Below are 20297 nucleotides of genomic sequence, written 5' to 3' on the forward strand. Positions count from 1 at the left end.
TTGTTCCCACTGAAAATGGCTTTATCTGATCCCGACGCCGTGATACTTGCCGTAATACTGCACGTGAGCTTCATAGCCGCTGATGATGTTTACCATGTGGTACCGAGCAGGAAAGCCCTCGGCACTATCAGCTGAAAAGTAATAATCATTCGCCCCTGGTCTTCTGCCGCAAGATATAAACCGTCACCAACACCGCGCTGGTCAGCATGAACCCCCGCGCCCAAACCAGCGGCACCAGATAACACGAGAACAGAATGCTCAGCCACATCAGCCCGATCGCGTAGACCTTGCCTTTGAGCGGGATGCCATTGCCTTCGAGGTAGTCGCGGATCCATGGCCCCAGCCGTGGGTGTTCGACCAGCCAGCGATAGAAGCGCGGAGAGCTGCGCGCGAAGCAGGCCGCGGCGAGCAAAAGGAAAGGGGTGGTGGGCAGGACCGGCAGGAAGATGCCGATCACCCCCAATGCGACGCTGAGCCAGCCGATGGCCAGCAGGACGTAGCGCAACATCAGGGGGCGGTTGCCTATGGGGTTGTCCATAGGCCGGATCTTAGTGATGACGTGGCTTGAGGATCGCCGGTTTTTCGTCGGGGGCCTGGCACAGCAGGTACAGCGCGGTCAGGGCTTCCGGGATCTGCACGATCATGTCGTCCATCAGGTTGGCGTCCTTGGCGATGTCTTCGAACTCCGGTTGTTCGTCGAACAGGCCGGAACCGACCATGATCGGCAGGAGCATTTCGCTGACTTCTTCTTCGGCGGTTTCAAACCAGGCCGCTTCACGCAGGAACACGCCTTCCATGAAACCGATGCACCAGCCGCGCAGTTCGGAGTCGTCCGGCTCTTCGCCCAGATCCAGCTCGCACGGCAATTCGAATTCTTCATCCGAGGCCAGTTGGCGAGCGATGTGCGCTTTGAGGCCGATCAGCGTGGCTTCGATTTCGGCACGCTGGGCTTCGTCGGTGTAATGCGGCTCTTCGGCAAACAGCGCGTCGATCCACTCGCGCTCCGGAACGTCTTCGGAGCAGATCGACAGCGCGGTCAGGTAACCGTGGGCGGCGACGTAATCCAGCGCCTCGTCGTGCAGCTCGTCGGCGTCGAGGAAGACTTGCAGGCGGGTCAGTTGCTCAGCGAAGGACATTACGGGGCTACCTTGGGGAATAAACAATGCGGGAATTCTAGGCCTTCTTGCGCGCTCTAGCCAGCCGCTTGGCAGATTTGCCCGAATTACCGGCCTCACTGGAAAGATGAATAACCCTGTGGGAGCGAGCCTGCTCGCGAAGGCGCTGTATCAGGCACTTTTCTATCGACTGACAGGTCGCTTTCGCGAGCAGGCTCGCTCCCACAGGGTTTTGTGTGGCAGGTTTATCAGTGTCTTCTCAGCGGCACCCTCTGCGGCGAAGGCCTCGGGTATACTGCCGCGTTTTGCGATCCCTGCCGGCGCTGCGCTGGTCATGCAATGTGTTCTTACGTTTTGTTTAAGCAGCCGAGGCTGCTATGAACCAGCCTGAGCAGGGATGTATCGGTAGATTTTTGGAGTTTTTATGCTCGAACAGGCTCAACGCGTCCTCAAGGACATCTTCGGCTACGACAGTTTCCGTGGCCGTCAGGGTGCGATCATTGAGCGCGTGGCCAGCGGCGGTGATGCGCTGGTGCTGATGCCTACCGGTGGCGGCAAGTCGTTGTGCTTCCAGGTGCCAGCGCTGTTGCGTGAAGGCCTGGCCGTAGTGGTATCACCGCTGATCGCACTGATGGACGATCAGGTCGCCACCCTTGAAGAACTGGGCGTGGCTGCCGCTGCGCTGAACTCAACGCTGAGCGCCGAGCAGCAGCGCGATCTCGCTCTGCGGATCAAACGCGGCGAAGTGAAAATGCTCTATCTCGCACCGGAGCGTCTGGTGCAGCCGCGCATGCTGGCGTTTCTGCAAAGCCTGGAAATCGCCCTGTTCGCCATCGACGAAGCGCATTGCGTTTCGCAATGGGGCCACGATTTCCGCCGCGAATACCTGCAACTGGGTCAATTGGCCGAGCTGTTCCCCAACGTTCCGCGCATTGCCCTCACCGCGACCGCCGACAAGCGCACCCGTGAAGAAATCGTCGATCGCCTGCACCTGCAGAACGCCGAGCGCTTCCTGTCGAGCTTCGATCGCCCGAACATCTTTTATCGCATCGTGCCCAAGGAGCAGCCGCGCAAACAATTGCTGGCGTTCCTTGCCGAGCGGCGCAGCGATGCCGGCATCGTGTATTGCCTGTCGCGCAAGAAGGTCGAAGAAGTTGCGGCGTTCCTCAGCGAGCAAGGCTTCCCGGCGCTGCCGTATCACGCCGGTCTGCCCAACGATCTGCGCGCCTATCACCAGAAACGCTTCCTCAACGAGGAAGGCCTGATCATGGTTGCCACGGTGGCGTTCGGCATGGGCATCGACAAGCCCAACGTACGCTTCGTCGCGCACCTCGATCTGCCGAAATCCCTTGAGGCGTATTACCAGGAAACCGGTCGCGGCGGCCGTGACGGTCTGCCGGCGGATGCTTGGATGGCCTACGGTCTGCAAGACGTGGTGATGCTCAAGCAGATGCTGCAGAACTCCGAAGGCGACGAGCGCCACAAGCGTCTGGAGCAGCACAAGCTCGACGCGATGCTGTCGCTGTGCGAAGAAACCCGCTGCCGCCGCCAGGCGTTGCTGGCCTATTTCGATGAAGACATGCCTGAGCCGTGCGGGCACTGCGACAACTGTGTCGACGGCGTGCAGACCTGGGACGCCACAGAGCCTGCACGTCAGGCGTTGTCGGCGATTTTCCGCACCGGCCAGCGTTACGGCGTCGGTCATCTGGTCGACGTGTTGCTAGGCAAGGACAACGAAAAGGTGCGCAGCTTTGGCCATCAGCATCTGTCAGTGTTCGGCGTTGGCAAGGCGCTGAGCGAGAGCGAGTGGCGCTCGCTGTTCCGCCAGCTGGTGGCCCGTGGGTTGGCCGACGTCGATCATGAGGGCTATGGCGGTCTGCGCTTGAATGACAGTTGCCGGCCTTTGCTCAAAGGCGAAGTAAAACTGGAACTGCGCCGTGACCTGAAACCGCAAGTCACCGCCAAGACCGGCAGCAAGAGCCAGGCCAGCCAGCTGGTACGCGGCGAGGAACGCGAACAGTGGGAAGCCTTGCGTGCATTGCGCCGCAAGCTTGCTGAAGAACACGGTGTGCCGCCTTACGTCATATTTCCCGACTCGACGCTACTGGAAATGCTCCGCAGCCAACCGACCTCGCTGGCGGAAATGGCCCGGGTCAGCGGCGTCGGCGCACGCAAGCTGGAACGTTACGGCGAAGCCTTCCTCGAAGTGCTCGGCGGCGAGGCCGAGGCGCCGAAGGTGGTCGCCGATGTCCGTCACGAACTGATCACCCTGGCCCGCGCCGGCATGACCCCGCTGCAGATCGCCGGGCAACTGCAGTGTTCGGAGAAAAACGTCTACGCCATGCTCGCTGAAGCCATCGGCAAGCAACAATTGTCGCTGGAGCAGGCGCTGGACTTGCCTGAGGAATTGATGGGCGAAGTGCAGGACGCGTTCCTCGATGGCGAGGGCGAGTTGCCGTCGGTCGCCGAAGTGGCGGAGTTGTTTGCCGGGCGAGTACCGGAAGGCGTGCTGTATTGCGTGCGGGCGGCGTTGCAGTCTGAATTCGAGATGTGAAACGGCGTATGCGCCAAGCCCCGTACAGTTGTAACGATTCAGTACAGAGCCACTCTTGCCTATAACTGCGGCCCATGCTTAGCTGACTAATAATTAGATTTTCCGTATTTTCAGTCTAACCGTGAGTGTTTTATGCCGTTAACCGATCAACATCGCTTTGGTATGCAACTGGCCCAGATGTCCCGTGGCTGGCGTGCCGAACTGGATCGTCGTCTCGCCGGGCTGGGCCTGTCGCAGGCGCGCTGGCTGGTGCTGCTGCATCTGGCGCGTTTTGAAGAGGCGCCGACCCAACGCGAACTGGCGCAGAGTGTCGGCGTCGAAGGCCCGACCCTGGCGCGCTTGCTCGATAGTCTGGAGAACCAGGGACTGGTGCAACGCCAGTCCGTGATGGAAGACCGTCGGGCGAAAAAAATCGTTCTCTGCGCACCCGCTCTGCCGCTGATCGAACAAATCGAAACCATTGCCACGCAACTGCGCCACGAATTATTCGAAGGCGTCGACGAGGCGGATTTGAAGGTGTGCATGCGTGTGCACGGGCACATTCTGGCCAATCTGGAAAAATCTTGAGGCACATCCCAACGGCGATTTTTTGAGAGATCGGTCTGAGCCGTCTATAAGAACTACTGGGCAATATCGTGTTCGTACCGGATGTGCGAACGCATAGAAACCGGTTTTGCTTATTTAAGGGATGCTCATGCTCGCAAGTCGGCACGTGCTGCGCGAGGGCGCCAAATGGCTGCTGCTCGCTGGCGTATTCAGCTACTCGACCTGGTCGATGGCGTTGGGGTTGGGCGAAATCACTGTTCACTCAGCCCTCAATCAGCCGTTCAAGGCCGACATCGCACTGGTCGATGTCGGCACGTTGACGCAAAACGATCTCTCGGCCAGCCTGGCTTCGGCGGATGAATTCGGCCGGGCCGGCGTCGAGCGGGTGTTCTTTCTCAATGACCTCAAATTCACCCCGATTTTGCGCGGCAGTCGCCAGATGATCCGGGTGACGTCCGGCAAGCCGGTCAACGAACCTTTCCTGAACTTCCTCGTGCAGCTCGATCAGCCCAACGGCCGTCTGTTGCGCGAGTACACGGTGCTGATCGACCCGCCGGGCTCGCCGGGCATCGTGCCCGCCACCGACGAGCCGGATCCGCGCCCGCAATCCTCCGAATTTCCAACCGTCGAACCGGTTACCGCGGCGCCCCAGGCAGCCCAGGGCAAACGCACCGCGGCGCCTGTGTCGCCGACGCCAGCGGCACCTGCCAATGATGCGCAGGCCGAGCAACTGGCCGCCAGCGTGCTGCTGACCCAGCAGTTGCAAAAGACCATCGATGAACAGAACCTCAGATTGCAAGAACAGCAAGTGCAGATAGCCGACGGCAGGAAGCAGATCGAAGATTTGCAAACCCGTCTGGCCGAAGTACAGAACGCGCCGCCGCCAGCCGTGGTCGCGCCCGCTCCGGCCGCTGTTTCAGCCCCGGTCGAATCAACAGACGATGGCGTGAACTGGCCTGTGCTTGGCGGACTGATATTGCTGCTGGGCGTGCTGGCAGCGTTGCTCATACGCCGCCGTCAGCAACGTTCGACAGCAGATGGCACCCCGCTGCCGCTATTGCCCGTGAGCGTCGAAAGCGACGTCGATGAGCCCGAGATTCACCAAACTGTCGGTTCGCACGCGGCGGCTGATCATCGAGACGAACCGGGTGCCGGCGACGTGCTGGAGGCCGTGGGCATCTATCTGGCCTACGGTCGACTCAGCGAAGCCGCCGGGCTGCTGCGCGATGCCTTGCACAAGGAACCCGAACGCACCGATCTCGGTTTGCAGCTTTTGGAAGTCCTGGGGCGCCAGGGTGACAGTGGCGCTTTTGAACAGCAGGAGAACCGCCTGCGTGCGCTTGGCGTCGATGAACGCGAACTGATTGAAACCCGTGCTCGCCATCCAAAACTGGCAGGCGCCGCACCGGCGGCATTTGCAGCAACGCCAATTGCACCCCAACTGCCTGCGACTGCGGCCGCGCCGCTCGCATCGACGCTCAGCGCTCCCGAGGATGATTTCGAATTGAACCTGGGCGAGCTGTCGATGGATTCGAATTGGGATCTCAACGACAGCCGTAGCGATCGCGCGGCACCGCCGATCGATGATCCGGCACTGGGAACCAGCTTGTCAGTGGACGCCGATTTCGAACTGCCGCAGGCGGCATCTGCCGAAGAAGCCGAGCTCGAATGGATTCCCGAACCCGACGCCCAACCGCTCGACGATGACTTTCTCAACGAGTTCGGCGATCCCGAGCCATCGCTGGTGCTGGAACCTCTGGATCTGCAATTGCCCGAGTCCATCGACACTGACACCGAGGCCGCCGGCAAGCTCGAACAGGCACAAACCTGCATCGACGACGGCGACATCGACAGTGCGATCGCGCTGCTCAATGAATTGCTCAGGGAAGGGGATGAGCCGTTGAAGCAGACGGCGCGGACGTTGTTGGCGGGGATTCGCTGAGCGCCCACGGATTACGATTCCTTGAGGGCCGCTTTCGCGAGCAGGTTCGCTCCCACAATGGAATGTGCTTTCCCCTGTGGGAGCGAGCCTGCTCGCGAAGGCGTCAGATCGGCCAACACCCTCTCACGTCAGAACGTCTGCCCCAGATTCAGATAAACCGCCTGCTCATCCGCATCATTCAAGCCATAAGTGAAGTTCAACGGCCCCAGCGGCGTGTCGAAGCCGATAAACACGCTCGCGGCATTAATGTAGCCGCTGTCGAACTCGTTGTCGTTGTTCCACGCCCGACCGCGCTCCAGCGAGGCGCCGGCGTACAGCGGGAAGTCCAGCGGCAGGTACGAGCGCGGCGTCAGACGGCGGTAGTACACGGCGCGCATCAGGCTGACGTTCTGTCCGGACAGCGCATCCTCACGGAACCCCGACAACTGCCGCGCGCCGCCGAGCAGGAAGCTTGAGGTGACCACATTGGCATCGTCCAGCGTGCGGCCGTAGCGCCCGCCGAGTATCAGCGTATCCGGCCCGTGGCTCATGGCCTTGTCGAACTTTGCTTCCCATTGGCGATAGCGATTGTCCGAACCCAGACCCGGTTCGAACTGAGCGAACGTCAGGCTGACGTCCTTGCCTTCGTGCGGAAAGTACACGTTGTCCAGCGAGTCGTAGGAATACTTCACGGTATAGAAGCCTTCGTTGAAGCTTTCACTCGGCAAATCCTGATCGCCAATGCGCACATCAGCTTTGCCCCAGGCCTGGCCGACGCCGAGTCGCACTTCACCATTGTTGCCGATCTGCCGGCCAAGGTTGAGGCCGAAGCCGTAGCGCTCGACCCGGTACTGGGCGATCGGATCGTTATCCAGCACCGAATCAACGTTCTGCGCCTCGAACGACGCATAGGGCGCGACGAAGTAACGCGAGCCGACGTCCAGCGGCTGATAGAACTCGCTGTACAGCTCCTGCTTGTCGCCGATCTGCGCGCGGGTCAGCCATTCCGCGCCGAGGCGGTTGATGCCATTGACGCGATAACTGGCGCCAAGATTGAAAGCACTGTCGCCGCGCATGTCGTCCGACAGATTCAAACCGACCCGCAAGTAATCGGTACCGCTGCGCTTGCCGCTGGCGCTGATGACCAATGTGTGATCCTGGCCCTTGTGCACCACGCGATAACGCACTTGATCGAAGTAATCGAGGCCGTACAACGTGCCCATGTCCGAATGCAGGCGGCCCAGGTCGAGCGGCGCGCCGATCGGCTGGCGGATGTAATAGCGAATCACGTCATCGTCGACCTTCGAGTCATTTTCGACCCGGATTGCGGTAATGATCGGCGTGCGCTGACCAGGCTGGCGGGCAGCGTTCAATTCCGCGTCCTGGGTTTGAGTCGGCTTCAGCTGCGCCAGACGCGCATCGAGGATTCGCGTGGCGCGATAACCGGCATCGATCATCTCCTGCGCCTTGCCGAAATCGGTCACGCCGAACGCTGCCAGTGCAGGCTGAATCAACACGTCATCGGCATGCAGACTCGCCAGTTGCTCTTCGGAATTGCGCCGGGTCATCAGGGTAATCGACTGATTGAGCACATCCACTACGGTGGTCAGTTGCTTGCGATTGCGCAGCGGCGTGCCGATATCGACGACGATGGCGATGTCGACGCCCATTTCCCGCGCGACATCCAGCGGGATGTTGTCGGTCATGCCACCGTCCACCAGCAGTCGGCCATCAAGCTCGACCGGGGCGAACACCGCCGGGATCGACATGCTCGCGCGGATCACCTGCGGCAGGTGGCCTTTGCGAAACACCACTTTTTCGCCATTGGCGATATCGGTGGTCACGGCGCGAAACGGGATCGGCAATTTGTCGAAGTCACGGGTGTCGCTGGTATGGGCCAACAGGCTTTCCAGTAACAGCGCGAGATTCTGGCCCTGAATCACCCCCAATGGCAGTCCGAGGCTGCCGTCGTCGCGGAAGCTGAGTTTCTGTTTCACCAGAAAGTCGCGGTCGTCCTGCTTGCGTCGAAATGGCACGTCCTCACGCGGCGGGGCGTCGGACAGTGCAGCCTGCCAGTCGATGCTCAGGGCGAGCTTTTCCAGTTCGTCGATCTTGTAACCCGAGGCGTACAGGCCGCCGACCACCGCGCCCATGCTGGTGCCGGCAATCGCGTCGATCCTGATGCCTTGTTCTTCCAGCGCCTTGAGCACGCCGATGTGCGCCAGCCCGCGCGCAGCACCGCCGGACAGCACCAGGCCGACTTTCGGTCGTGGCGCGTCACTGGCGTGGACCAGCAGGGGAAGGAAACCAAGCAGCAGGCAGAACAGCAAACGGCGCATTGTGAGTCTCGGGGCAAGCGATAAAGCCGGCTATTATAGCGGCGCCCTCTGTCTCAGGAGTTTCAGCGATCATGACCGTCGCCAAAGCCGAAGTTGTCATCACTTATTGCACCCAATGCCAGTGGCTGTTGCGCGCCGCGTGGCTGGCACAGGAGCTGCTCAGCACCTTTGCTGACGACCTGGGCAAAGTGTCATTGGTGCCGGGCACCGGCGGGGTGTTTCACATCAGCTGTGCGGGTGTGCAGATCTGGGAGCGCAAGGCCGATGGTGGTTTCCCCGAGGCCAAGGTGTTGAAGCAACGGGTGCGCGATCAGATCGATCCTGACCGCGACCTCGGTCACAACGACCGCACTCAGTGAGACGCGGCTTCGGCGGCGACGGCTTTCTTGTCGGCATGGCCTGACATCCGCGCCGATATAACGATGGCAACAATGATCAGCGCGCCGCCAATCAACATCTTCGGCGTCGGGATTTCATTGAACAGCAGCCAGGCGATGGTGATGCCGTAAACCGGCTCCATGGCGAACACCACGGCCGCCGTGCGCGCCTTGATCACCGCCAGACTGGCGACGAACAGGCTGTGGGCGACGCCGGTACAGAACACCCCGAGCAGGGCAATCCACAACCAGTCCAGTGCGCGCACCTCGCTCAGTTGCGGTGCCGCAACCGGCAACAGACACAATGCCACCACCACGTTTTGACACAGCGCCGCCTGCACCGCCGGGATGCGCCCGGAGCTCGCACGGTTGGTCAGCGACAGCAGGGAAAACAGCAGCCCCGAAAGCACCGACCAGAGCAAACCGATGGTCGCCCCGCTGGCCAGGTCGAAGGCCGGCGTTACCAGAATCAGGCCGATGCTGACCAATACCACCAGCAGAATCTCGTTGGCGCGGATACGTTCGCGGAAGATCAGCCCTTCGAGAATCACCGTGAACGCCGGGAAACTGGCAAAGCCCAATGTTGCGATGGCTACGCCGGCGATCTTCACGGATATGAAGAAACTCACCCAGTGCCCGGCCAGCAACAGGCCGCTGAGGGCAAGGCGCCGCCAGTCCACGGACTGAAGTTTCTGCCAACCATGCTGGCTGGCGAAACGGGCGAAAAATGCCAGGGCGAGCACGGCAAAAACCGCACGTCCAAAGACGATCACAGCAGGGGATGCGGCAGCGAGTTTGCCGAACACACCGGTCAGGCCAAACATCAAAGCGCCAATATGCAGAGCGCCCAGGGCGGTACGCGGAGTCATTGCATTCCTTTTTTCAGGTTCAACTTCATGCGTACATTGAACCGCGTCTCGGCCTACAAGTCTGTCGGCAGGCTATCGTCTTTTGTCGCAGGAATCGCGCCGAAGATGTCCGGGCGATGAGCCGAACTCACGTAGGACTGCGGCCGAGAACGCACTTTGCGAGCTGTAACCGACGCGACTGGCTACTTCACCAATCGGCAATGCAGTGTCGCGCAGCAGTTGCACCGCGAGATGCAGGCGTCGACTGCGGATGTAATCCATCGGCGTCTGTCCGCATTCGGCCATGAACCGTGCATGCAGGCGCGCACTGGACAACCCGGCCACGCGCGCCAGGTCGGCGACTTGCAGCGGATAGGCGGCGTATTGCTCGATGTGCGCATCCAGCGCGGCGTAGGGCAGGCGACGCGCGCCGAGTTCGGCAGGTTGCGCGTGATTGAGACTGGCCAGCAGCAACACCGCGCCTTGCTGCGCGATCAACGGATCGCTGACCGGACTGTTCGCCAGCCAGTTGACCAATTGGCTCTGCCCCGAGTCCAGCGACAGCCGCCCCGGATGATCGAGCAAGCGGCGACTGGCCTCGGCATGCGCGCCCAGCGAGTCCTGCACCCATTCCCCTTCAGGGATGTCGAGCACCAGGCAGCTGCTGCCTTGGGGACTGTCGCAGGCATGATGAGCGCCGGACGGAACCACCACAACACTCTGCTGACGCACTTGGCTGCCACAGCCCTCGACCTCGAATCCAGCGCACCGGACAGCCCGAACACCAATTGCGCGTGCTCGTGGCTGTGCACAATCAAATCGTGGGTGTACTGGCGCAGGGTGAGGATCGGTCGCATGGCAGGTCGTCTCCGAAGTGGCCGTCAGTCTACACCGCCGTACGCTGGATGCGTTGTCACACGACTGACTCACGCTTGTCACGGTCGATTAACCGGGCGCGCGCAAGCTGGCGAAAACATCGCAGAGGGTTGCCCATGACCAGCGCCGAGCTCGCCCGACCCAGCCGCAAACAACGGGTGCGAACCCTGTGGATCTCCGATGTGCACCTGGGCACCCGGGATTGCCAGGCCGAGCACTTGTCGCAATTTCTCAAGGGCTACCACGCCGACAAGGTCTATCTGGTCGGTGACATCATCGACGGCTGGAAACTGCGCAGCGGCATGTACTGGCCGCAGGCACACACCAACGTCATCCGTCGCCTGCTGACCATGAGCAAGCGCGGCACCGAAGTGATCTACGTCACCGGCAACCATGACGAATTCCTGCGGCGCTATTCGAAACTGATTCTGGGCAATATCCAGTTGGTCGACGAGGCGGTGCACGTTACGGCGGACGGCCGGCACTTGCTGGTGATTCACGGCGATCAGTTCGATGTGATCACCCGCTATCACCGCTGGCTGGCGTTTCTCGGCGACTCGGCCTACGAATTCACCCTGACCCTCAACCGCTGGCTCAATCACTGGCGCGCCCGTTATGGCTACGGTTACTGGTCGCTGTCGGCGTACCTGAAACACAAGGTCAAGACCGCCGTCAGTTTCATCAGCGATTTCGAAGAAGCCATCGCCCACGAATGTGTGAAGCGCGAACTGCATGGCGTGGTTTGCGGGCATATTCACCATGCCGAGATTCGCAAGGTGGGGGAGGTGGACTACCTCAATTGTGGCGACTGGGTCGAATCGTGCACGGCGCTGATCGAGCATTGGGACGGCACGATCGAGCTGTATCGGCTGGCGGATGCGCAGGCGCGGGAGGCGGAGTTGAAAGCTGCCAAAGTTGCCGAAATCGCCTGAGCGAAAGAGAACCCTGTGGGAGCGAGCCTGCTCGCGAAGGCGTAGTGTCAGACAAACTTATGTGCCTGATACAGCGCTTTCGCGAGCAGGCTCGCTCCCACATGTGGGCTTAGGCCGGGCTGTGTTCTTGCATTGCGGCTTTGTAAATCGAGTTCTTCGGCTGCGCAAACAGCCGCTCCATCATTGGCTCGAAGAAGCTCAGCGGCAGCGTGTCGTACGCCGGATCAAACGCCGCCGCGTCGTATTTGGCGCAGAACTCGGCAGTGGCCTGGAACTGCGGATGATCTTTGAACTGCTCGCGCAAGTGCCGATCCATGCCCAGGTGATGAAAGAAGTAATAGCCCTGAAAGATGCCGTGCTTCTCCACCATCCACAGATTTTCCGCACTCACGAACGGCTTGAGAATCGCTGCGGCGATGTCCGGATGGTTGTAGGAGCCGAGGGTGTCACCAATGTCATGCAACAGCGCGCAGACCACGTATTCCTCGTCACGCCCGTCGCGAAAGGCACGGGTCGCAGTTTGCAACGAGTGGGTCAGGCGATCCACCGGGAAACCGCCGAAGTCGCCCTCAAGCAGCTTCAGATGCGCGAGGATCCGCGACGGCAGTTGTCTGGCATAGGCACTGAAGTCGGCGGCGATGATCGCCCAGTCGTCTTCGGTGCCGTCCTTCATATGAGTGAAGCGAGCATGGGCATTCATGGGCAGACCCTCATTCAGAACGCCACGCGACCGAGAATCATGTCGCGGTACATGACGAAATCGCCGAGCAAGCTGTACAACGGATGCTGAAACGTCGCCGGGCGGTTTTTTTCAAAAAAGAAGTGGCCGATCCAGGCAAAGCTGTAACCGGCCACAGGCAGTGCCAGCAACAGCAGCCAGGCACTCTTGGCGATGCTCAGGGCGAGAATGAAGATGACCAGAGAAGTGCCGATGAAATGCAGACGACGGCAGGTGCTGTTGCTGTGCTCGGCGAGGTAATACGGGTAGAACTCGGCGAAGCTGTTGAACTGCTTGATGTTTTCCACGACCGCGCTCTCTGTGGTGATTGTTCTGGCGACAAGTTGTGCGTTGGGTAGCTTATTTGAGTCTAGAGTGATCATTGGCGTGGGCCAGTGACAATCGGCGCCACTTTAGTATCCTTCGCAAATAGGGCGGTTATCTGCAGCCCGTCATGTAAAAGAATAACAACCATGAGCGAACGAACGACTTCTGCAAGCTGGGCGATGGGGATTGTCAAAGCACTGGAGATGGACGGCCTGGATTGCCGGGTTCTGTTCAAGCAGCTGGGGCTGGACTTCAGCGCCCTCGAAGATCCCGATGCGCGTTTCCCGCAGGACTCCATGACCCGGCTTTGGCAGCGCGCGGTCGAGGTTTCCGGCAACCCGGCGATCGGCCTGAACATGGGCAAAGTGGTGCGCCCGGCCTCGTTTCACGTCGCCGGCTATGCGCTGATGTCGAGCAATACGCTGGCTGAAGGCTTCCAGCGTCTGGTGCGCTATCAACGCATCATTGCCGAAAGCGCCGACCTGAGCTTTCGCCTGCTCGATGAAGGTTACGCGCTGATTCTCACCGTGCACGGCGATCATCTGCCGCCGACCCGGCAGAGCGCCGAAGCCTCACTGGCCTGCGCACTGGCGCTGTGCGGCTGGCTGACCGGGCGCCCGCTGCACCCGGTCAAAGTGTTAGTTCAGGGCGATCAGCCGACAAACCTGCAACCTTATAAAGAAGCCTTTCACGCACCGTTGGTGTTCAACGCGCCATACGATGCGTTGATCTTCGAACGTGCCGATATGGAAGCACCATTGCCCACCGCCAACGAAGCCATGGCGCTGTTGCATGACCGTTTTGCCGGGGAATATCTGGCGCGGTTTTCCGAGAGCCGCGTGACGCACCGGGCACGGCAGGTGCTGTGTCGTTTGCTGCCCCAGGGCGAGCCCAAGCGCGACACCGTGGCTCAGACATTGCACCTCTCCCAGCGCACGTTGCAGCGGCGTTTGCAGGAGGAGGGCACCAGTTTTCAGCAATTGCTCGACGACACCCGCCGCGAACTCGCCGAACAATATCTGGCGCAACCGAGCATGACCTTGCTGGAGATCGCTTACCTGCTGGGCTTTGCCGACCCGAGCAACTTCTTCCGCGCGTTTCGCCGCTGGTTCGACACCACGCCAGGCGAATACCGCCTACGCCTGACGCAAGTGCCGGACGCGGTCAATGACGCCAGAACGCCGGAATACACAGCACAAACACCGTAATGATCTCCAGTCGGCCGAGCAGCATGCCGAACGACAGAATCCACTTCGCCGCATCCGGCAGCGTCGCGAAGTTGCCGGCCGGGCCGATGGTTTCGCCCAGGCCCGGGCCGACGCCGGACACGGTGCTGGCGGCGCCGGTCAGCGCGGTCATCCAGTCGACCCCGAGCAGCGACAGCAGCAGGGCGATCACGCAGATGGTGATAGCGAAGAAGAACGAGAAGGTCAGGATCGAACGGACGATCTCTTCGTCGAGGCGGTGGCCGTTGTACTTCTGCTTGATCACCGCGCGCGGGTGGATCAGTTGATTGAGGTTGGCCTTGAGCAGGATATACGCGACCTGGAAACGGAAAATCTTGATCCCGCCCGCCGTCGAACCTGAGCAACCGCCGACAAAGCCCAGGTAGAAAAACAGCATCAGCGAGAAGTTGCCCCACAGGCTGTAGTCGCCGAGGGCGAAACCGGTGGTGGTGACCACCGAGGTCACGTTCAGCGCCACATGCCGCAGCGCTTCCAGCCAATGCAGCTTTGTGGTCCACCAGTACCAGGTGCCGAGCACCAGCCAGGTCACCAGCAACATCGCCAGCAAACCCTGCACCTGTTGATCCCTGATCAACGCCCGGCGGTTGCCGCGCAGCGTCGCCACGTACAGGGTGAATGGCAGGCTGCCGAGGATCATGATGACGATGGCCACCCAGTGCACCGCCGGTTGCGTCCACTTGGCCAGCGACTGGTCGGAGGTCGAGAAACCACCGGTGGAAATCGCCGACATCGCGTGGTTGATCGCATCGAACGGGCTCATCCCGGCCCACCAGAATGCCAGGCTGCCGAGAATGGTGATGCCGACGTAGGCCGCCACGATCAGCCGCGCCACCATGTGCGAGCGCGGCATGACCTTTTCCGAGCGGTCCGAGGATTCAGTCTGGAACAGGCGCATGCCACCGATACGCAGCAGCGGCAGAATCGCCACCGCCATGCCGATGAAGCCGATGCCGCCGATCCAGTGCAGCAGCGACCGCCACATCAGAATTCCCGGCGACATGTTGTCCAGGCCGTTGAGCACGGTAGAGCCGGTGGCGGTGATGCCGGACATGCTTTCGAAGAACGAGTCGGTGTAGCTGATGTGCTGGGTCAGCAGAAACGGCAGCGCGGCGAAAATGCACACCACCAGCCAACTGCTGACTGTCAGCAGGTACATGTCGCGCGGGCGCAGGTGAATGTGTTCCGGTCTCCCGGGAATCACCAGAGCGAGGCCGGCGATAAAGGTGATCATGCTCGCCCAGAGGAACGACGGCAGGTCGCTGGTGCGCTCGAAAATCACCAGCGTGGCCATCGGCACGACCATTGCCACAGCCAGGGTGATCAGGAAGATGCCGATGATGAAACCAATGATCCGTAAGGTCGGCAACGCCATGAAATCCGCTCGGGCTGATGGGAGAAGGGCGCCATTCTACCTGTGGGGCAAGGCATGTAAACCGGCAGGCGCTGCGCAGATGAAGCTAGAATAGCCGCACATTTTTCAAAGGAGGTGGCCGATGCAGGCTCTCGACGCGTTGCTCAACCGTGTTTCCGTTCCCCGCCTGGTCGAACCGGCCCCCACTGCCGAGCAGCGCGAAGCCCTGTTCGGCGCGGCCTTGCGGGCCCCGGATCACGGACATTTGCAGCCGTACCGCTTTTTGACCGTCGAAGGCGCGGCGCGTGAGCAAATGGGCGAGCTGCTGGCCGAGGCGGCCCGCCAGCAGGGCGGCGAAGTCACCGACGCTATGATCGACAAGGCCCGCAACGGCCCACTGCGCGCGCCGCTGGTGGTTGTGGTCATCGCAAAATTGCAGGAACACGTGAAATATCCGAAGGCTGAGCAACTGCTCACGGCCGGCTGCGCGGCCCACGGGATTTTGCTCGCGGCGTATGCGCAGGGGATTGGCGCGGTGTGGCGCACCGGGGATCTGGCGTACTCAAAGCATGTGGCCGAAGGCTTGGGACTGGTGGAAGGCGAGGAAGTGATCGCGTTTCTCTATCTCGGCACGCCGCAGAAAGAGCCGCGCGTGGCGGAGAAGGTTGATCTGGCTGAGTTCGTCAGCGCCTGGCCAGGTAAGGCTTAAGATCAAAAGATCGCAGCCTTCGGCAGCTCCTACAAGTGTTCACATGACGTTGTAGAAGCTGCAGAAGGCTGCGATCTTTTTTGTCTTACCGTAAACCTACGGCTGAACGATAACTCCCGGCACCAGCGGCAATTCCAGACTCGCCACAAAGCCACCCTGCGGATGATTGGCCAGCGTCAGCGTGCCGCCATGCCGTTCCGCCGCGCGTTTGGCAATCGCCAGACCCAAGCCATGGCCGGCAGCAGTTTGCCCCGGCGCCCGGTAAAACGGTTCGCCCAACTGACTCAGATGTTCCGTCTGCACCCCCGGCCCGTGGTCGCGCACGCTGATGACAATCCGCTCACCCTGCCGCGCAGCCTGCAATTCGATCGGCTGATCGCTCGGGTTGAAGCGCTGGGCGTTGCGCAGCAGATTATCCACCGCGCGTTCGATCATCGTCGGCCAACCTTTGAGATTCAGCTGCGGCTCGGTTTGCAGGCGCACGGTCTGCTCGGGGGAGCTGAGCTGCGCATCCTTTTGCAGCGTGGCGAGCAACGCATTCAGGTCCACTTCTTCAGCGCTGGCGTTGTCGGCATCGACTCGTGCCAGCACCAGAATTTCACTGATCAACGCCTCCAGCCGATCGCATTCGCGGGTCAGCCGTGGCCAGAGTTTTTCGCGTTCTTCAGGATTGGCCCGTTCAGCCAAGGCCAACGCGATGCGCAGGCGCGCCAGTGGTGAGCGCAGTTCATGGGAGACATCCCGCAGCAGCTGGCGCTGACTGCCGATCAGACTTTGCAGACGCGCGCCCATGCGGTTGAAATCGGTGGCCAGTACGCCGAATTCGTCACGGCGGTTGGCCAGTTTCGCCAGGCTATTCTGCTGATAAGTCGTCTGCCCCAGATCATGCACCGCGCCGCGCAAGCGACTGAGTGGGCGAGTGATGGAGAACGTCACGAGCAAACTGAACAGGGTCAGCACCACCAGCGCAATACCCAGCGCACTCAGCGGCCAGAGCAGGCTTTCGCGGTGCCAGGCGTCGAGTTCCGGGTGTGGGATGCGGTAGATGAACAGGTAGGTGTCACCGGTTTTTTCGCTGGTGATTTCATCAGTCAGGCGCCGCCAAGGCAGGCGGCGATCGTCGTTGTTCTGCCGCGCTTCGAATGCTGCGGCGCGACGCGGGAAGGTGCCACGCACCACCGGATCGCCGGTTTCGTTGAGCACTTGAACGTCGATGTGATACTGGCGTTTGCGCTGTTCGAGGATGTCCTGGGCGGCTTCTTCGCCCTGGGCTTCGTAAGTCTGCGTCCACTCTGCCGCCAGTGTGTTGAGGCCGGGATGGCGGCTGAGGATCCACGCGTCCTGATTGAGCATGTGCCCGAGCAGGATCGACAGCCCGGCTACCAGAGCGATGGCCAGCCAGAAGCTCGCAAGAATCCGCCAGAACAGTGAACGCACAGAAACTCCTCAATCAACACACCGTTCAAATGTGGGAGCGAGCCTGTTCGCGAAGGCGTAGTGTCAGTCAATCCATCTCTGGCTGATACAGCGCTTTCGCGAGCAGGCTCGCTCCCACATTCGATTTGAATGGAACAGGCCCGACGAGGTGAGTCGTCGGGCCCAGGGTCAAGCCATTATTGCGCCTTTTGTGCCTGCTGCGCTTTCCAGGCCTTGAACTCGGCCCATTCGGCGCGGCGTTCGGCGCGTTTCTTCTGGATCTCGTCGAACTGCTTCTGTTGCTCGGGCTTAAGCAGTGCACGGACATCGGACTCGGCTTTCTTGTGGTTGGCCGCGATCTCGTCCTTCATGGCTTTCTGGTCGGCCGGCGAGAGTTTTTCCAGGTACTTGTCGACCACCTGCTTACGCTCGTGCATCTGCTCGCCCATGATCTTGCGAATCTGCTCGCGCTGTTCGCGGGTCAGGTCGAGCTGGCTGTACGGGCCTTTGCCGTGCATGCCGCCGTGCATCTGGCCGCCGTGGCGCGGGCCATCCAGCGGACCACCATCCTGCGGCATGGCCATGGCCACGGTTGGCAGAGCGGCAGCGAACATCAGAGCGATAAGAGTCTTGCGCATGGTGTATCTCCTTGTCTCGTTCCCGGATGAGTGCAGATTACGCAGATCAAGGTCAGCGGCGGTCAGCGCAGCGTAAAGCTTCGGTAAAGACGCTTCGTGCCCGGCCTTACACATATCCAGTGCAGGAGGTGCTGAAGGCTGCGATCTTTTGGATAATGCACGGGCCGAGGCTGTGATCACTCATTTAGACGACATTGTCGCTCAGCGAAAGAACAACGGCTGCGTGCCTTAACAAAGCGAATACCGAGCTTCCCTATGACTAATAAAACGTTTACCAGGCAACTCGGCCCATGGCTGATGGCAGCTTTATCGGTCAATGCGATTTTTTTGGCATTCCTGATTTTTGATCATGGTTCGCAGGGGCACGATATGAAGATGATCAAAACTAAGGAACCGTTGCTGATCGAGGGCCCAATCGGCGACGAAAATTACTACGTGCTGCCGCAGGGTACTACGCTATATCACGATAAAAGCTTTCCTGAAGGGCATGATCGTTATGTGGTGTATCTCAACCATAAGGGTACGATTGCCCACGAAGAAGTACCGATGAAGCCTGAGTACGGCGGTTCTTTTATTGATCCGCTCTGGCTGGCAAATGTTGATGCGAATACTTTGCAAGAAATTTTCAAGCGTTTTCCACTTTCCAAAAAAGACATTGCCGCTGCCATTAAGGCCAACGAGATAACCAAGGACGATTTGGCCGACATTATTCGTTCGATGCCCGATTAACCACTGCAAAGCCACCGATGGCTGCATTCCCATACAGAGCGTGGAAAAGATCAGATCCCCTTTGGAGTGAGGCTGCTCGCGATGGCACAAGAGTGTGTTGACTGACACACCGCCATCGCGAGTAGGCTCACTCCTACACGGCGCAGGTCTTATAAGCTGTAGTAGTAACCACGGCTACGCAGCGCAACGATGCGCGGGCGGCCGTCGGGGTGAGGGCCGATTTTTTTGCGCAGATTGCTGACGTGCATGTCGAGGCTGCGGTCGTACAGGGTCAGCTTGCGGCCGAGGGCCAGTTGCGCCAGTTCCTGTTTGTCCAGCGGCTCGCCGGGCTGCTTGAGCAGGGCTTCGAGCAGGCGGCTTTCGGAGACGGTCAGGGTCAGTTCTTTTTCGTCGATGCTGACCACGCCACGCACCGGGCTGAAACTCAGGTCGCCCAGTTCAAGCTGCGTCGACACGGCCGCCGGGTGGCTGCGGCGTAATACGGCGCGCAGGCGCGCGGTCAGTTCGCGGGGGTCGCAGGGTTTGGCCAGGTAATCGTCGGCGCCCAGTTCGAGGCCGAGGATGCGATCGAGCGGTTCGCCACGCGCTGACAGCATCAGCACCGGCAGGTCTGCGTGGTCGTTGCGCAGTTGCTTGAGCAATTCCAGACCGCTGCCGTCGGGCAGCATCACGTCCAGCACCACCGCCGCCGGGGCGGTTTCGGCCAACGCCTTGCGCGCGCTCTGGCCGTCGTGGCAGGCGCGCACCTGGAAGCCTTCCTGGCTCAACCAGCTACTCAGGAGTTCGCACAACTCCTGGTCATCATCAATCAGTAACAGCTCGCTCATGACTCACTCAATTTAGCCATTGCCGACGTTTTCGGCTTGCACCACTGGCAAAGATACCGCAGAGCAGCGCCAATAGCGCTACCCCGGCGCCAGTGACGAACCACTGCTGTTGATCGGTCAGCAAACGCGGCAGCGGGCTGGCCTGGGCTTCCTTGAGTTGCAGCTTCAGACGCTGGTTCTCCTGGCGCAGCCGGGCGAGCTGGGCGCTTTCGCGGGCGTTGTCGGCATTTTGCAGTTGTTTGTTCAGTTCTTCGCGCTGCTGTTCACTGGCCTTGAGCCGCTGCTGCAGCTCGGTGATCTGGCTGCCGGCGCTCAATGACAATGGCGTGGAGCTGCCACTTTCGGTGGTTTCCTCACCATGGGCGGGGGCCATGATCGACAACGTGAGCAACATCAGACACAACGGACCCTTGCGCATCGCGACACCTGTTTCCAAATGGATATTGGGCAGGTTGTCGGCAGGCAAACGAGAATAATGAGCGATTGAGAGCGCGATGAACCGAGAAGGTTCATCGCGTGGAAGGACTTAAGGCAGGACTTGCTTGAACGGCTTGACGATCACATTGGCGTAAACGCCAGCGGCGATGTACGGATCGGCATCGGCCCAGGCCTGTGCGGCGCTGAGGGAGTCGAACTCGGCGACGATCAGGCTGCCGGTGAAACCCGCTGCGCCCGGATCATTGCTGTCGACGGCCGGATGCGGGCCGGCCAGCACGATGCGGCCTTCGCCCTTGAGCGCTTGCAGGCGTTCCAGATGCGCCGGGCGCGCCGACAGGCGAGCTTCGAGCGAGTTGGCAACGTCGGTGGCAATGATGGCGTAGAGCATG

At 60.7% G+C, this 20297-nt stretch carries 20 protein-coding genes and 1 pseudogene; 8 read left to right on the forward strand and 13 right to left on the reverse strand.

Going from position 1 to position 20297, the window contains the following annotated elements:
• Positions 1-145: 145 nt before the first annotated feature.
• Together AB4N53_RS00435 and AB4N53_RS00440 are read right to left on the reverse strand one after the other, a co-directional pair.
• Positions 146-538: a YbaN family protein gene (locus AB4N53_RS00435; RefSeq protein ID WP_460125116.1), complete on the reverse strand. Its 393-nt coding sequence runs from the start codon at positions 536-538 to the stop codon at positions 146-148.
• A 10-nt stretch (positions 539-548) separates the two neighbouring features.
• On the reverse strand, positions 549-1136 hold the full coding sequence (locus AB4N53_RS00440) for a UPF0149 family protein (protein ID WP_016771143.1): 588 nt from the start codon (positions 1134-1136) through the stop codon (positions 549-551).
• Between the two features lie 403 nt (positions 1137-1539).
• On the opposite strand from AB4N53_RS00440, the gene recQ reads away from it, so the two are divergent.
• From recQ to AB4N53_RS00455, 3 genes are all read left to right on the forward strand, one after another.
• A complete protein-coding gene (gene recQ / locus AB4N53_RS00445) occupies positions 1540-3669 on the forward strand; it encodes a DNA helicase RecQ (RefSeq protein WP_024012058.1) in 2130 nt (709 codons plus the stop codon).
• A 132-nt stretch (positions 3670-3801) separates the two neighbouring features.
• A complete protein-coding gene (locus tag AB4N53_RS00450) occupies positions 3802-4236 on the forward strand; it encodes a MarR family transcriptional regulator (protein ID WP_016771142.1) in 435 nt (144 codons plus the stop codon).
• A gap of 127 nt (positions 4237-4363) precedes the next feature.
• The gene (locus AB4N53_RS00455; protein WP_460125121.1) at positions 4364-6157 is read left to right on the forward strand and encodes a FimV/HubP family polar landmark protein; all 1794 of its coding nucleotides are present in this window, start codon (positions 4364-4366) and stop codon (positions 6155-6157) included.
• Between the two features lie 128 nt (positions 6158-6285).
• On the opposite strand, the gene AB4N53_RS00460 is transcribed toward AB4N53_RS00455, so the two are convergent.
• On the reverse strand, positions 6286-8475 hold the full coding sequence (locus AB4N53_RS00460) for a patatin-like phospholipase family protein (RefSeq protein WP_460125124.1): 2190 nt from the start codon (positions 8473-8475) through the stop codon (positions 6286-6288).
• Between the two features lie 71 nt (positions 8476-8546).
• Here AB4N53_RS00460 and AB4N53_RS00465 point away from each other — a divergent pair, with 71 nt between their 5' ends.
• Positions 8547-8834 (forward strand): Rdx family protein, encoded by a 288-nt coding sequence (locus AB4N53_RS00465; protein ID WP_460125127.1) that lies wholly within the window; start codon positions 8547-8549, stop codon positions 8832-8834.
• Here the strand turns inward: AB4N53_RS00465 and AB4N53_RS00470 are convergent.
• Positions 8828-9721, reverse strand: a complete 894-nt coding sequence (locus AB4N53_RS00470) for a DMT family transporter (RefSeq protein WP_460125130.1) — start codon at positions 9719-9721, stop codon at positions 8828-8830. The genes AB4N53_RS00465 and AB4N53_RS00470 overlap by 7 nt on opposite strands.
• Positions 9722-9793: 72 nt before the next feature.
• Positions 9794-10557: pseudogene (locus tag AB4N53_RS00475) on the reverse strand (AraC family transcriptional regulator).
• Between the two features lie 135 nt (positions 10558-10692).
• Between AB4N53_RS00475 and AB4N53_RS00480 the strand changes: the two are divergent.
• Positions 10693-11508 (forward strand): UDP-2,3-diacylglucosamine diphosphatase, encoded by an 816-nt coding sequence (locus AB4N53_RS00480; protein ID WP_024012063.1) that lies wholly within the window; start codon positions 10693-10695, stop codon positions 11506-11508.
• Between the two features lie 109 nt (positions 11509-11617).
• On the opposite strand, the gene AB4N53_RS00485 is transcribed toward AB4N53_RS00480, so the two are convergent.
• A complete protein-coding gene (locus AB4N53_RS00485; protein WP_460125134.1) occupies positions 11618-12208 on the reverse strand; it encodes an HD domain-containing protein in 591 nt (196 codons plus the stop codon).
• 14 nt (positions 12209-12222) lie between these two features.
• Entirely contained in the window at positions 12223-12534 is a 312-nt protein-coding gene (locus AB4N53_RS00490) for an Mpo1-like protein (protein WP_041478979.1), read from the reverse strand.
• Positions 12535-12699: 165 nt separating this feature from the next.
• On the opposite strand from AB4N53_RS00490, the gene AB4N53_RS00495 reads away from it, so the two are divergent.
• A complete protein-coding gene (locus tag AB4N53_RS00495; protein WP_202883387.1) occupies positions 12700-13761 on the forward strand; it encodes an AraC family transcriptional regulator in 1062 nt (353 codons plus the stop codon).
• Here AB4N53_RS00495 and AB4N53_RS00500 read toward each other — a convergent pair.
• Complete coding sequence (locus AB4N53_RS00500; RefSeq protein ID WP_150636617.1) at positions 13718-15172, reverse strand: TrkH family potassium uptake protein; 1455 nt, start codon at positions 15170-15172, stop codon at positions 13718-13720. The genes AB4N53_RS00495 and AB4N53_RS00500 overlap by 44 nt on opposite strands.
• A 121-nt stretch (positions 15173-15293) precedes the next feature.
• Between AB4N53_RS00500 and AB4N53_RS00505 the strand changes: the two genes are divergently transcribed.
• Positions 15294-15860 carry a nitroreductase family protein gene (locus AB4N53_RS00505; protein ID WP_217850576.1) on the forward strand — a complete coding sequence of 189 codons (567 nt, stop codon included), beginning with the start codon at positions 15294-15296 and terminating at the stop codon, positions 15858-15860.
• A gap of 96 nt (positions 15861-15956) precedes the next feature.
• Here the strand turns inward: AB4N53_RS00505 and AB4N53_RS00510 are convergent, their stop codons facing one another.
• Positions 15957-17297, reverse strand: a complete 1341-nt coding sequence (locus AB4N53_RS00510; RefSeq protein ID WP_460125140.1) for a sensor histidine kinase — start codon at positions 17295-17297, stop codon at positions 15957-15959.
• A 176-nt stretch (positions 17298-17473) separates the two neighbouring features.
• Positions 17474-17914, reverse strand: coding sequence for a Spy/CpxP family protein refolding chaperone (locus AB4N53_RS00515; protein WP_150742442.1), 441 nt, complete (start codon positions 17912-17914; stop codon positions 17474-17476).
• 255 nt (positions 17915-18169) lie between these two features.
• Here AB4N53_RS00515 and AB4N53_RS00520 point away from each other — a divergent pair, with 255 nt between their 5' ends.
• Positions 18170-18643, forward strand: a complete 474-nt coding sequence (locus tag AB4N53_RS00520; RefSeq protein WP_110645043.1) for a hypothetical protein — start codon at positions 18170-18172, stop codon at positions 18641-18643.
• A gap of 149 nt (positions 18644-18792) precedes the next feature.
• Here AB4N53_RS00520 and AB4N53_RS00525 read toward each other — a convergent pair whose 3' ends face one another.
• The 3 genes from AB4N53_RS00525 to AB4N53_RS00535 all read right to left on the reverse strand — a co-directional run bounded on the left by AB4N53_RS00525 (position 18793) and on the right by AB4N53_RS00535 (position 20296).
• Entirely contained in the window at positions 18793-19470 is a 678-nt protein-coding gene (locus AB4N53_RS00525) for a response regulator transcription factor (RefSeq protein WP_016771129.1), read from the reverse strand.
• A 7-nt stretch (positions 19471-19477) separates the two neighbouring features.
• The gene (locus AB4N53_RS00530) at positions 19478-19888 is read right to left on the reverse strand and encodes a translation initiation factor 2 (RefSeq protein ID WP_460125144.1); all 411 of its coding nucleotides are present in this window, start codon (positions 19886-19888) and stop codon (positions 19478-19480) included.
• A gap of 108 nt (positions 19889-19996) precedes the next feature.
• Positions 19997-20296, reverse strand: coding sequence for a YciI family protein (locus AB4N53_RS00535; protein ID WP_016771127.1), 300 nt, complete (start codon positions 20294-20296; stop codon positions 19997-19999).
• Position 20297 lies beyond the last annotated feature (1 nt).

This window comes from Pseudomonas sp. H3_E04 (assembly GCF_054668915.1).

Coding starts and splice junctions, on each gene's coding strand:
- AB4N53_RS00435 (WP_460125116.1), bottom strand. CDS start 538: ATGGACAACCCCATAGGCAACCGCCCCCTGATGTTGCGCTACGTCCTG.
- AB4N53_RS00440 (WP_016771143.1), bottom strand. CDS start 1,136: ATGTCCTTCGCTGAGCAACTGACCCGCCTGCAAGTCTTCCTCGACGCC.
- recQ (WP_024012058.1), top strand. CDS start 1,540: ATGCTCGAACAGGCTCAACGCGTCCTCAAGGACATCTTCGGCTACGAC.
- AB4N53_RS00450 (WP_016771142.1), top strand. CDS start 3,802: ATGCCGTTAACCGATCAACATCGCTTTGGTATGCAACTGGCCCAGATG.
- AB4N53_RS00455 (WP_460125121.1), top strand. CDS start 4,364: ATGCTCGCAAGTCGGCACGTGCTGCGCGAGGGCGCCAAATGGCTGCTG.
- AB4N53_RS00460 (WP_460125124.1), bottom strand. CDS start 8,475: ATGCGCCGTTTGCTGTTCTGCCTGCTGCTTGGTTTCCTTCCCCTGCTG.
- AB4N53_RS00465 (WP_460125127.1), top strand. CDS start 8,547: ATGACCGTCGCCAAAGCCGAAGTTGTCATCACTTATTGCACCCAATGC.
- AB4N53_RS00470 (WP_460125130.1), bottom strand. CDS start 9,721: ATGACTCCGCGTACCGCCCTGGGCGCTCTGCATATTGGCGCTTTGATG.
- AB4N53_RS00480 (WP_024012063.1), top strand. CDS start 10,693: ATGACCAGCGCCGAGCTCGCCCGACCCAGCCGCAAACAACGGGTGCGA.
- AB4N53_RS00485 (WP_460125134.1), bottom strand. CDS start 12,208: ATGAATGCCCATGCTCGCTTCACTCATATGAAGGACGGCACCGAAGAC.
- AB4N53_RS00495 (WP_202883387.1), top strand. CDS start 12,700: ATGAGCGAACGAACGACTTCTGCAAGCTGGGCGATGGGGATTGTCAAA.
- AB4N53_RS00500 (WP_150636617.1), bottom strand. CDS start 15,172: ATGGCGTTGCCGACCTTACGGATCATTGGTTTCATCATCGGCATCTTC.
- AB4N53_RS00505 (WP_217850576.1), top strand. CDS start 15,294: ATGCAGGCTCTCGACGCGTTGCTCAACCGTGTTTCCGTTCCCCGCCTG.
- AB4N53_RS00515 (WP_150742442.1), bottom strand. CDS start 17,914: ATGCGCAAGACTCTTATCGCTCTGATGTTCGCTGCCGCTCTGCCAACC.
- AB4N53_RS00520 (WP_110645043.1), top strand. CDS start 18,170: ATGACTAATAAAACGTTTACCAGGCAACTCGGCCCATGGCTGATGGCA.
- AB4N53_RS00525 (WP_016771129.1), bottom strand. CDS start 19,470: ATGAGCGAGCTGTTACTGATTGATGATGACCAGGAGTTGTGCGAACTC.
- AB4N53_RS00530 (WP_460125144.1), bottom strand. CDS start 19,888: ATGCGCAAGGGTCCGTTGTGTCTGATGTTGCTCACGTTGTCGATCATG.
- AB4N53_RS00535 (WP_016771127.1), bottom strand. CDS start 20,296: ATGCTCTACGCCATCATTGCCACCGACGTTGCCAACTCGCTCGAAGCT.